Origin of the sequence: Peribacillus sp. NJ4 (genome assembly GCF_030348345.1) — a bacterium.
Taxonomy (GTDB): domain Bacteria; phylum Bacillota; class Bacilli; order Bacillales; family DSM-1321; genus Peribacillus.
The window spans coordinates 3,883,749-3,895,600 of the sequence record NZ_JAUCFQ010000001.1; the positions used below are offsets into that span (position 1 = coordinate 3,883,749).

Annotated in this window: 13 protein-coding genes; 2 read left to right on the forward strand and 11 right to left on the reverse strand. The window is 39.5% G+C overall.

Going from position 1 to position 11,852, the window contains the following annotated elements:
• Window positions 1-34 precede the first annotated feature (34 nt).
• The 4 genes from QUF94_RS19275 to QUF94_RS19290 all read right to left on the reverse strand — a co-directional run bounded on the left by QUF94_RS19275 (window position 35) and on the right by QUF94_RS19290 (window position 2,503).
• Window positions 35-460: a hypothetical protein gene (locus tag QUF94_RS19275; protein ID WP_289317250.1), complete on the reverse strand. Its 426-nt coding sequence runs from the start codon at window positions 458-460 to the stop codon at window positions 35-37.
• Window positions 461-520: 60 nt separating this feature from the next.
• Complete coding sequence (locus QUF94_RS19280) at window positions 521-763, reverse strand: YlbE-like family protein (protein WP_289317251.1); 243 nt, start codon at window positions 761-763, stop codon at window positions 521-523.
• A 12-nt stretch (window positions 764-775) separates the two neighbouring features.
• Window positions 776-1,207, reverse strand: a complete 432-nt coding sequence (locus tag QUF94_RS19285; RefSeq protein ID WP_289317252.1) for a YlbD family protein — start codon at window positions 1,205-1,207, stop codon at window positions 776-778.
• Window positions 1,208-1,468: 261 nt separating this feature from the next.
• The gene (locus QUF94_RS19290) at window positions 1,469-2,503 is read right to left on the reverse strand and encodes a CAP domain-containing protein (RefSeq protein WP_289317253.1); all 1,035 of its coding nucleotides are present in this window, start codon (window positions 2,501-2,503) and stop codon (window positions 1,469-1,471) included.
• Window positions 2,504-2,847: 344 nt separating this feature from the next.
• Here QUF94_RS19290 and QUF94_RS19295 point away from each other — a divergent pair, with 344 nt between their 5' ends.
• Window positions 2,848-3,210 carry a YugN family protein gene (locus tag QUF94_RS19295; protein WP_289317254.1) on the forward strand — a complete coding sequence of 121 codons (363 nt, stop codon included), beginning with the start codon at window positions 2,848-2,850 and terminating at the stop codon, window positions 3,208-3,210.
• Between the two features lie 111 nt (window positions 3,211-3,321).
• On the opposite strand, the gene QUF94_RS19300 is transcribed toward QUF94_RS19295, so the two are convergent.
• The 7 genes from QUF94_RS19300 to cyoE all read right to left on the reverse strand — a co-directional run bounded on the left by QUF94_RS19300 (window position 3,322) and on the right by cyoE (window position 10,178).
• Window positions 3,322-3,783 (reverse strand): DUF420 domain-containing protein, encoded by a 462-nt coding sequence (locus QUF94_RS19300; protein ID WP_289317255.1) that lies wholly within the window; start codon window positions 3,781-3,783, stop codon window positions 3,322-3,324.
• A 207-nt stretch (window positions 3,784-3,990) separates the two neighbouring features.
• A complete protein-coding gene (gene ctaG / locus QUF94_RS19305) occupies window positions 3,991-4,893 on the reverse strand; it encodes a cytochrome c oxidase assembly factor CtaG (RefSeq protein ID WP_289317256.1) in 903 nt (300 codons plus the stop codon).
• Between the two features lie 138 nt (window positions 4,894-5,031).
• Complete coding sequence (gene ctaF, locus QUF94_RS19310) at window positions 5,032-5,367, reverse strand: cytochrome c oxidase subunit IVB (RefSeq protein ID WP_289317257.1); 336 nt, start codon at window positions 5,365-5,367, stop codon at window positions 5,032-5,034.
• 3 nt (window positions 5,368-5,370) lie between these two features.
• The gene (locus QUF94_RS19315) at window positions 5,371-6,000 is read right to left on the reverse strand and encodes a cytochrome (ubi)quinol oxidase subunit III (RefSeq protein ID WP_289317258.1); all 630 of its coding nucleotides are present in this window, start codon (window positions 5,998-6,000) and stop codon (window positions 5,371-5,373) included.
• On the reverse strand, window positions 6,000-7,871 hold the full coding sequence (gene ctaD / locus QUF94_RS19320; protein ID WP_289317259.1) for a cytochrome c oxidase subunit I: 1,872 nt from the start codon (window positions 7,869-7,871) through the stop codon (window positions 6,000-6,002). The genes QUF94_RS19315 and ctaD overlap by 1 nt, the downstream gene beginning before the upstream one ends.
• A gap of 24 nt (window positions 7,872-7,895) precedes the next feature.
• Window positions 7,896-8,978, reverse strand: a complete 1,083-nt coding sequence (gene coxB, locus QUF94_RS19325; RefSeq protein WP_289317260.1) for a cytochrome c oxidase subunit II — start codon at window positions 8,976-8,978, stop codon at window positions 7,896-7,898.
• A 261-nt stretch (window positions 8,979-9,239) separates the two neighbouring features.
• A complete protein-coding gene (cyoE, locus tag QUF94_RS19330) occupies window positions 9,240-10,178 on the reverse strand; it encodes a heme o synthase (protein WP_289317261.1) in 939 nt (312 codons plus the stop codon).
• Between the two features lie 607 nt (window positions 10,179-10,785).
• Here cyoE and QUF94_RS19335 point away from each other — a divergent pair.
• A complete protein-coding gene (locus tag QUF94_RS19335; protein WP_289317262.1) occupies window positions 10,786-11,772 on the forward strand; it encodes a COX15/CtaA family protein in 987 nt (328 codons plus the stop codon).
• Window positions 11,773-11,852 lie beyond the last annotated feature (80 nt).

Genomic DNA, 11,852 nt, shown 5'->3' on the forward strand with positions numbered 1-11,852 from the left:
TACCATTTCTCCCTTTCAGAAGCTAATGGTTTGATTAAATCGAGGAAGTGATATGTACCTCAAACTCTTTTTGCAGCCCTGTTTTTTCACCTGAACCATTCAAAATCTCCAGCTTAATTTTATGCATGCCATTCGGGACATCCTTTAAGATAAATGCCGCCGTCTTCATATCGACTTTCTTCTGATTATCAATAAATACGGACACAGTTGCCAATTGTTCAGAATTCGCTTCAGAAAAACCATAGTTTTTCAAGTAGCACTCTACATAGACAGAGTTGCCTTTCACAAAAGTTTTTACCCGAAAGTCCTCATCTGAATTTCGGATGCTCGATACAGTGGTGGCAGCTTTATGGGCAGTTACATCTTGTATGGCTACTTCTGAATTTTCAGGTTCCGGTATTTTCTTTCCACACCCCGACGCTGCCATCAACACTGTTAAAACCAAAATCAACTTTCTCATGCCATCGTCCCCCTTTTGCCTTTATTGTTCGCCAAAAGGAGTAATTTACTCTTATTTTCTTCATTCACTTGGAGCATTCATCGCTTGAAACATATGAAGCATCATGGAAGCCACTTGAACGCTTTCCGAAAATTTAGAAACCCGATGTGGAATCGACTTCTCAAAATAATATTTCGCTTCGGTTTCAAATACATCCACTTCATGTGGATTACGCATTAACCTTTTGTACCATGCAGGGTTAATCCTCAAGTAATTTCGCATTTCTTCGTTTGTTTGAATGAATTCATATATATTCTGACGCATGAAAAACCCTCCTTAATCTTTGGTGAATAAAAAAGGGTTAGCTCTCTGCTCTTTTTCTTTTGGGGGAGGACTGGTATCACCTGATTTATTCCCTTGGAAAGCAGATAGCACTCCTTGGATTGCACCGATGGCCTGATTGGCATTTGTAATATATTGTTGTATCTGTCCCATATCCATATTTTTAACTGCACTCATTAACGAACCGATTAACTCTGTACTTTGGTCGCCCTTTTCTACCGGCCGTGATGTGGATTCTGCATTTACTTTGGACTCATCAACCCCGCCGTCAGCCTGCCAGCGTGGATGATCTTCACCGAGTAAATACCATTCTTCAAAAAGTTCCTGCCATGTTGCTTGCTTGTTTCTCACTTCATTCACTAAATAAGGATGTTCCTTGACAAACTCCCGAAATCCATCCACGGAGGGCCGCTTTCTTTTTGCCATTACTCTCACCTCACACTTAGACATCGCCTATTGCACCATATGCTAAAGGTAAATAAAAAGTGCATAACATTCCTTTTCAAATGCAATTGGATTTCCCATGGCGATCGATTAACGTGCGAATTAATACATAGGCAAACGATCATCATCGAGGGGAAGGTTCACTGTGATGATGGGGAACTTTGCGCTATATCGACAGGGAACTTTTTTATTTTGAAAATATAATCCAGAACAAAAAAACGGACCCAAATCGGATCCGTCTTTTTATTTTTTTATGAAATTCTGAGTGTAATACTTTTTATAAACCCCAACACCCAGACCTGTAAATTCCTCGTTCAGCATCGCATCCCGATGCCCTTTACTATTCAACCAGCCTTCCATGACTGCAGCTGCGTCCACATAATGAGCCGCAATATTTTCACCTGCTGCCCTGTATTTAACATGACCTGCATCGAGACGTTTTTCCAAGTCCCCTTTTGTTTCAGAAACATGGGTTCCTTCAGGAGTGTCCCTCATTTCCCGGCTATGAAGGTAAGCAACCTCCGCAGTCGGACCATCCCATTCTAAAGGCTTCAAATCAAACCTGCTGCGCATTATATTCGTAATGTCAAAAATTTGCTGCTCATTGCCATCTTCCACTTTCTCCAATTCTTCTTTAGAAAGGTCCTTAACGGTCACAAGTTTACCATTATAGGTCAACTCATATGGCTTTTGCTTTAAAAGCGCGGAATCATTCAAAAATCGGATGCTTGAAACAGTCCCTGTGAATTTATCCAAATAAAGCTGAACATGTATGTTCCCTAGTTCAATCAATGGCCTCATGTTCATATCTTCCTCCGACAATTCAAAACGATAGGAACTGTCGCCAACCTCAATATCAACAGTAGGTTCTACATATAAGCTTGAATAGATGGCATCAATCGATTGTCCTATTTTAAAAGGGGCGACATTGACATCATCACCGATTCCATAAGCAGATACCACTTTTTCATTTTCAACGGCTAATTGGAAATAATCGTTATAGTCCTTTTTATAAACCCACCAATCATATCCATATGCGGACATATCAATTCGATCTGGCTTACCGTATTCCTTTTCTATCTCTTTTGCATTTTTCCCAATTGTTACTGCCAAACCTTCCGTCACTTTAGTAACCCCTTCTTTTTCGGAAGAAGTACTTTTTTCATTTATATGTCCATTGGGGTTAACACCTTTGTTACCATCAATAAGAGGGTTTCCTTCATCCTCATCGCCGATATTAAGATAAATACCGATTACAAAAAAAATAATGATTAACACCAACACCTTACCAAAACTTCGCAGAGGAACACTCCCTCTCTCTATCTAATTTATGTATCTAATGCAAAAACCTTTCTTTCCTGATTATATCACTGTTCAATCATAATTTTCTAATTTACGATAGACTGCCCCTTCATTAAATTTATTTAAAAGTGGAACTTTTATGAATGATCAAAATACCCTGGTTGAGTTCATTGCAACTTCCACCATTTCGTACTATTATAAAATATAGGATAAAATGGTATATTATAAACATACTTGGAGATTTTTAATATATTCATGTACATAATATTTTCCCGGTATGTCATTTTAATTCTCAATAGTAAACATAGGAGGTAGTACTCGTGAAATTTGAAAGCTTTGGAATTGAAAACATCACAGCCGACTTAAACCGATTAGATGACCTAATGCCGCAATATGGTTTAATACGTGCAGAACAATGGGATTACGAAAGAGTCAGTTATGATCGTAAGTTCGAAGTAAAAGAAGGCACGTTTTACCTGCGAATACTAGGCTATGCAACAGAGGGCGATGTAGGCGCTCACAGGGCCGTCATCAAACTAATGGTTCCCCTATTAGGAAAACACTATTATCCACACGGAGTTGAATATGGCGAAGGTGAGGACTTCCCTGCATCACTTGTTAAACAATGTGAAAAAATCCTCGCTCAGATCAAAGAAGAGCTTTCAGAATTCAACGGTCTTTAAAAGCCGTTAGTAAAAAGTGCGGTAAAAGAGAGAGGATCATAACTGATGCTCTCTTTTGTGTATCCATTACAAAAGCCTGATGCTTTTTTTGCATCAGGCTTTTTCATTATTTTAAAATCCTAGGATCGCCTTTATTAAAGATGTTGTCTCGCCGCCATGATAAATGACATAAAGCAGGATGTAAACGGCTACTCCAGTTATCCCAGTGAAAAACCAAATGATGCTTGTCGCAGGGCCGATTTTTTTATGAATGGCGAATTTGCCTTTAAACCCAGTGGTAAGCATGATGATCCCCAAAACCGCACCAGTTGTAGCAAGTGTTATATGGAAGATCAAAAAAATCGTATAATAAATTTTAATGTCATCGGGTCCGCCAAATGACGTACTCCCAATGAAGACCGTCCGAGAAAGATATATAGTGAAAAAGATTACCGCAAAAACCGCAGCTACCATCATGGTTTTTTTATGGGTCTCGATTTTGCGTTGTTTAATTTGATACCAGCCTATTGCAACAGTGATGGCACTTAATACAATGAAGGCAGTACTTATTGTTGGAAGGATTGGTAAAGACATATGTATTGTAGTCCTCTCTATATTTATTAATCAACTACCATTTTATAAGAGGCACTCATAAAATTCAATAAAATCAAGTTTTATTAACAGAATGATCACTTTTATGGAATAGCCAAGTCGAATCACTAGCTATTTGCTTGGAAATCCGTTAACCAGGCTATGACATATAAAAGACTTGTCCGCCCCTAGACAAGTCTTTTCGTACAACTATTCTACAGTCTGAAAATCCGAAGGTATCGGGTCGATATCATTTTGCCCGCCATTCTCCTTTTTGAACCAAGCAAAGAAAATGACACCTAATACATAGCCTAATACGATTTCTTGAATCACCTTCATCAAAACCCCACCAAGCTGTTGATCTTCCAGCAATGGCAGCCCATTGAACATTTCTGGACCACTGAGCGTTAAACTCGACAGTGCTGAAGCCGGAACGCAAAGTTCCATGGCACTGGCCCAAGATTCCGCATTGGTAAACGTATCATACATCGGATCATTAGCAAAAATGATTAAAGCACAAGCTGGAGTCATTAAAATGCCACTGCCGAAAATATAAGCTACTTTTTTTACACCTGATAGACTTTCACGTTCAGGCAGTCGATTTACAAGTGGGAACCACATCAATACTGCAGTCGCAAACAAAAGGACCGTGTATCCGGCATGAATCCACATCCCCGTTTTGATAAAGTCGAACACTAACGGAATATGGTACAACGAGAAAAGAACATTAAATAGTAAAAGGGCGACAAGAGGTCTCGTGAAAAATTGAAATAACGCCTTCACTCCCTTTGAATTAATGAACGCTCTCAAAAGCCAATCTGGAATCGCAATGATGAATAAAGGCGGAATCACAAGATAGAGCAATGCCATTTGAAACATGTGGGCACTGAACATGATATGGCTCAGTAAATCCAGCGGCGATCCTTTTACCACATAAAGAAGGATCATGGCTATTAAAAAATAAGTTATCTGTTTAACGGAAAGCGATGAACTGCCCGAAAACTTCTCCCTTTTTTTTGTCACCAGCAAAAAATAGCCAAGGGTTATAAGTACGAGGGCGGCAAAATAATAAGGACTCCATAAGGCGCGAAATCCGAAAATATCAATAGACAAAAAATCACCTCGTTCATGAACTTTTTACTTTCATTATACCTAAAATGAAACATGGTAACAAATATAGATAAACCTGGATTCTTTTTCTAGCACATAAAGAAAACCGGCTATCATTCAATAGCCGATTTTCTTTATGGTTTATAACCAAACGATCGTTGTGAAAACAAGGACAGTTATTAAGCCGACTGCAAGGCCAGAAAATAAAAACAATGCAATGGTTCCATGCCCTTTGTGCTTCATATGCATAAAATAATACAATTGGAAAATTACTTGTATAACAGCCAGTAGCAAAATGACTGGTTTAATGAACCAATGTGAAAACCCTTCAATTCCTACTGCAGCAAAAGCAAGCAATGTAAAGAAAATCATAAGCGTAAATGTTATCACTTGATGTTTCATCTCTTCAGCATTTTTCTTGCGGCGATATTTTAAATCGACATTCGGGTTCGCTGAATTTGATTGTTCATTCGCCATCAGTTATCCCACCATTCCCATTAAGTATACGACTGTAAAGATAAACACCCAGACTACGTCAATGAAATGCCAATAAAGACTCGCGACATAAAATTTAGGAGCGTTATATAAATTCAAGCCCCTTCTTGCATTACGAACCATAAGAGATATGATCCAAACCAAACCGAAAGCAACGTGCCCTCCGTGAAAACCAACTAAGGTATAAAATGCGGAGCCAAAGGCACTACTCGTAAATGTATGGTGGAATTCATGAACGTAGTGATTAAATTCATAAATCTCGAGACCTAGAAAAGCAAAACCAAGTGCCACCGTAATCACAAGCCAAGCCTGCATTTGTTTAAAGTGGTTATTTTTCATATGATACATTGCATACACACTAGTCAATGAACTGGTCAATAACAGCATGGTTGCTACAAAAGTAAGTGGTAATTCGAATAAATCTTTTGCCAGGGCTGCATCACCATTTGGAACCTTATCCTTCAATGCAAGGTATGTTGCAAATAGTGAGGCGAATAATACCGTCTCTCCACCAAGAAACAACCAGAATCCCAAATACTTATTTTTACCTTCTAAAGTCGCTTTCTCGGGAGAAGCAGGCCAAGTGGCATCCGTGAATCTTTCATCTGATTGCATTATGCCTTACCTCCCTTGTCTTTATCGTCCATAAGGTCTTCTTTATGAATATGGAATCCATGATCGTCTTTGACGGAACGAATAAACATTGAACCAAACGTTATCAAAAGTCCAACAATCATTATAGGCAGGGTCCATGTCTTATCATCCATATTATATAAAGCACCGAATGCGGCTACAAATAAACCGAGAGCAATCGTTAAAGGAAGTATAGATGAATTAGGCATATGGATATCCCCTAGTGGTTCTGCAGGAGTCATTTCCGTTTTCCCTTCCATTTTTTCAACCCAGTAAGGATCTAATCCGCGGACAAGCGGAAGTTGTTTGAAATTATAAAACGGCGGTGGTGATGGAATTGCCCATTCAAGCGTACGTCCATCTCCCCATGGATCATTGCCGACTTTTTCATTTTTCACGGATGTAATGATTATATTGATGACCATAACCAAGACCCCAAATGCCATTAAGAAGGCTCCAACTGTACTAATCATATTACCTGTATTGAGTCCTTGATCGTCCAAGAATGTAAATACGCGACGAGGCATCCCCATTAACCCTAAGAAATGTTGAATGAAGAATGTTAAATGGAAACCAATAAGGAACGTCCAAAATGTGATTTGTCCCAATTTTTCACTTAACATAGTTCCAAACATCTTCGGCCAATAGAAATTGATTCCAGCCAGTAAACCTAATACAACCCCACCGACAATTACATAGTGGAAATGGGCAACAACGAAATAACTATCATGGTATTGATAATCAGCAGGTGCCGATGCTAGCATGATACCTGTTACGCCCCCCATGGTAAATGTAGGAATGAAGGCAACTGCATAAAGCATCGGAACCGTGAACTTGACGCTTCCTCCCCACATCGTAAAAATCCAGTTGAATATCTTAATACCTGTTGGTACTGCGATAGCCATGGTAGCCACAGCAAAGATTGCATTTGCGATTGGACCCAGGCCAGTGGTAAACATATGATGGGCCCAAACCATGAAACCCAAGAACCCGATTAAAACGGTTGCAAATACCATCGATGAATAACCAAATAATCTTTTTCTGGAAAATGTAGCGAAAATTTCCGAAAAAATACCGAATGCAGGAAGAATAAGGATATAAACTTCCGGGTGACCGAATATCCAGAATAAATGCTCCCAAATAATCGTATTCCCCCCAGCTGCTACATCAAAGAAATTCGAGCCAAACATCCGATCGAACATCATTAACACCAATCCCACGGTAAGCGGGGGAAAAGCGAATAATATCAATGCGGAAACAACGAAAGTTGACCATGTAAACAGCGGCATACGCATATAAGTCATTCCAGGCGTACGCATATTAATAATCGTTACAAGGAAATTGATCCCTGCAATTAATGTTCCCAAACCTGATATCTGTAGTCCGAGGACGTAAAAATCAATGCCATGGCCTTCGGAGTGAAGGGAAAGTGATGCATATGATGTCCAGCCTGCATCGGGAGCCCCCCCTAAAAACCATGAAAGATTCAAAAAGATTCCTCCAAAGAAAAACAACCAAAAACCTAACGAGTTCAAAAATGGGAACGCAACATCACGAGCCCCTATCTGTAAGGGTACAACAGCATTCATTACAGCAAATACTAATGGCATGGCGGCCAGAAATATCATGGTCGTACCGTGCATGGTCAAAATTTCATTATAAAATCCGGCACTTACGAAGTCATTATTTGGGATTGCAAGCTGGATACGGATAAACATCGCTTCCAAACCGCCGATTACAAAGAATAACCCGCCAGAGATAAGATATAAAATGGCGATTTTCTTATGGTCTACCGTCGTCAGATAATCCCAAATCGTAGCGCCAAATCCTTTTTTATTAGCGTACGTACTCACGATTTAACCTCCTTAATCAATGTTCTATTTTTCTTCCACCTTAAGCTTTAAAAGATAAGCTGCCAGTGCATTAATATCTGAATCTGAAAGTTCTCCGTAAGTACCGGTCATCGTGTTACCCGGTTTATACTTCTCAGGATCCTTGATCCAATTTTTCACATTTTCTTCCGTATGTTCCAAAACGCCAGCTATTTTTTGACGTTCACCGAATGTAGCCAGATTCGGTGCCTGTCGAGCAGCCTCAGGCCTGCTGTCATTTGGTGTCACCGCATGACAACCTATACAACTTTGATTAAAGACATCTTCACCCTGTTTGGCTAGATCACCTTCCACGACAGGTTCTTTCGCCGCTTTCATATCTTTAGTCCAAGCTTCAAAGTCGCTTTTAGACTTCGTTACGACCTTAAAATCCATCAAGGCATGGGAAGGACCGCAAAGTTCAGCACATTTCCCGTAGAATAAGTTGTTCGAATCTTCCGCCTTTTCACTGTCGAATTCTAAGAAAAACTGATTGACCCCTTCTGTATTTGTATCCATCTTTCCACCGGCAGCCGGTATCCAGAATGAATGCTTAACATCTGAAGCCGTTAGATTGAAATACACTTTTTGATCGGTCGGCACAACCAAATCCTGACTTGTGACTACGCCAAGGTCCGGATATTCAAACTCCCACCAATAAAGGTTCGCCCTAACATTCACGACAAGTGCATCCTTCGTTTTTCCATCCTTATCTTTCTTATCCATTGCCTTTGTGTCAGCTAAGTCGAAAGTCGTGACGACGGTTGGAACAGCCAGAACAATTAAAAGAAGGATAGGAATAACAGTCCAGATAATTTCGAGTTTATGACTTCCTTCAATTTGTTTCGGTATTGTTTCGTCGCCCTTCTTCCGACGGAAGCGTAGTAAAACTACAACGAACAAAATAATCACAACAATAATAACCAGTACCATGATCAGTGTACTCAATATCAGTAAGTCATACTGAGATTGCGCAACATCGCCAGCTGGCTTCAGCGCGGATAGAAATGGTTCGCCGCAGCCCGAAAGGACAAGTCCTACAATACCCAGCAGAGCAATTAGGCGCCATTTGTGCAGCCTTTTTTTCATAGCTTCAGAAACCCCTCTTTCGTCAAAATTTTCTCACAAAAATAAAAATGGGCGCAATTGCGAATATTCTCTCTATGTCAATTTCTAAAAAGAAAGAATCCCTAATCTAAGGAATTATTAAAGATGATTCATGTAACCGCTCTTATGAATGACCCTGTTGAGGAGTTTTCCGTTAATATGTATGAATGGCGGTCAGTGCATTATTTATTTGTAAGCTGGAGCCTGTAAAACGAACAGGCCGCCAGCTTATATTAACCAAAACTAGATGAGTGTGACAATAACCATCGCTACAAATAAAATGGTCATATAATTTAAAGAATATACAAACATGGATGTTGCCCACTTAACATCATCTTTCTTTTTATACCCCTTAATTCCTAAAATAAGCCAACCTGTGCTCAATAATGCAGCAAGAATAACCAGCGGAGTTCCTAATGGAGTTAAAAAGAAAGGAACGAACATTAAACAGACGATCCATAACATAATCGATCTTTTTGCAGCCTTGAACCCTTTTACAACCGGAAGCATGGGTACACCCGCTGCACGATATTCTTCGACACGCCTCATTGCAAGTGCATAAAAATGAGGCGGCTGCCATAAGAACATGATCGCGAACAGGACCCAAGCAATCTTATCTAGGCCCGGGTCGACGGCAGCCCACCCGATAAGTGGAGGTACCGCTCCGGATATACTGCCTATAATCGTATTCGAGACAAATCTCCGTTTAAAAACCATGGTATATAAAACAACATAGGCGAAGACGCCAAATGCACCAAGTATGGCCGTTGTCATATTAGTCAACGCAAGTAAAATCAGCCCTGCAGCAATTAAGCCAAAACTTAACGCCAATACCTTTGAAGGCTGCACTTTCCCAGTTACCGTTGGACGGTTTTTCGTTCTTTCCATTAAATGATCGATGTCACGATCATAATAATTATTGAAACTGCAAGATCCCGCCATGATGAGAGCCGAACCTGCAAGTGTATAAAACACTACATCAAGATTACTTAAGAAGCTAAGCCCCGAAAAATGAAGGGCTAACCATACGCCGGTAAAAGCTGTAATTATATTTGAATTGACAATCCCCACTTTTATAAGTGCGAGAAAATCCTTCCAAGCTGTTGTTTCCGGTATATCTGATTGAAGGGCGGCTTTACTGTCCTTCATGACAGCTTCTGACAAACCCCTTGTTTCTGACATTTGTTTTCCTCCTTTAAATCATTCAGCACAGACGCAAATGCAGAAAAAATACTTACAAATGCTATAGAACATTATTTCATACTTTTTGATATTTGTAACCAAGGAAGCGTAAACAAAAAGTAAATTATTTACCAATGACCGTGGCCAATGGAATCCATAAAGAGCTATCATTCTTAATATCATGCTTAATAACAGTAAAATTTAGTAAAATCATTTCTTCAATATATTAAAACACATTTTTGGAAGCTTTTGTGAAAATTTTTCGGATATTTTTGACCAATTTGTGTCTCGAAAATTTCACTGCAGTTGTAAGATGGATGTCCATCAAGAACATGAATAGTAAGCTTTTATCATCATCCCCCAGGCTCTATCTCTATTTTGCTCCTACTTGAAGGTTTACACTCCCTTTATTTCTATCAAAGTCTCTTGTAACTTTCAACTATTTCAGGCATTTTAATTAATAGCTATAATATTAACTGAACTTGTAAAATCATTCTATTTTGTGTAATATCGAGGAAGTTCGACAAATATTTATGAAAAATCCTATGCTATTATTAATTTTATGGAACAACCCTAATTTGCTACAGAGAAAAAGGTGGGACTACTAGTGAAATCGTCTCTTAAATGGTTTGCTGTTTTAACTACGATTGTAATGCTTTTCATCTTACTGGGTGGAGCTTTAGTCACGAAGACGGATTCCGGCATGGGATGCGGAAGGTCCTGGCCATTATGCAACGGCCAATTGATTCCGGACAAAATCACGTTTGAATTGGTCATTGAGCTTTCCCATCGACTCGTTTCAGGTGCTGGAGGATTCTTGGTTTTAATTTTATCGTATATGTCTTGGCGAAAAATCGGCCATATCCGTGAAGCACGTTTCTTATCCGTCCTTTCTTTTGGTTTTCTGTTACTACAGGGGTTGATTGGAGCCGCTGCCGTTCTTTGGTCACAATCCGATTTCGTCCTGGCCCTTCATTTTGGGATATCACTCATTTCCTTTGCTTCCGTCTTTTTACTGACACTATTGATTTTTGAAGTCGACAAGAAGTTCGAAGCCGAAAAACTCATAGTTGACAAACGAATGAAATTCCATATTATTGGCGTATTGATTTTTTGTCTGGTAGTCGTATATACGGGTGCTCTTGTAAGGCATACAGAATCCAGCCTAATCTGTAAGGATTGGCCTTTATGTGTAAATGATAGCCCTGCGCTTCCCTCCAACCTTTATGAATGGGTGCAGATGGGGCACCGTGCAATAGCTGGCGCTATTTTCATTTGGGTATCATACGTTGCTTATATTGCAAAAAAATATTACAAGAATCAAAAAGTGTTATATGGCGGTTGGATTGCTGCATTCATTCTCGTTTTTTTACAGGTTACCGCTGGAGCCTTTATAATTTTCTCTAGGCAGAACTTGTATATCGCATTGGCACACGCTTTATTCATTGCCTGCTTTTTTGGTGTAATGAGTTATTTGATGTTACTGACATCAAGAAGTAAAAAAAATGCCCTAGCCAAGCAAAAAGGGAACGCTGCCCACACAGTCAAAGGACAGGATGAACATGATATAACACCAACGATACCCGCCCGTTAATGTCTGATTGTTCAAGCAAATAAGATAATAAGGTAAAACAAAAACCACCATTCTGGAGAATGGTGGTTTTTGTTTTACCT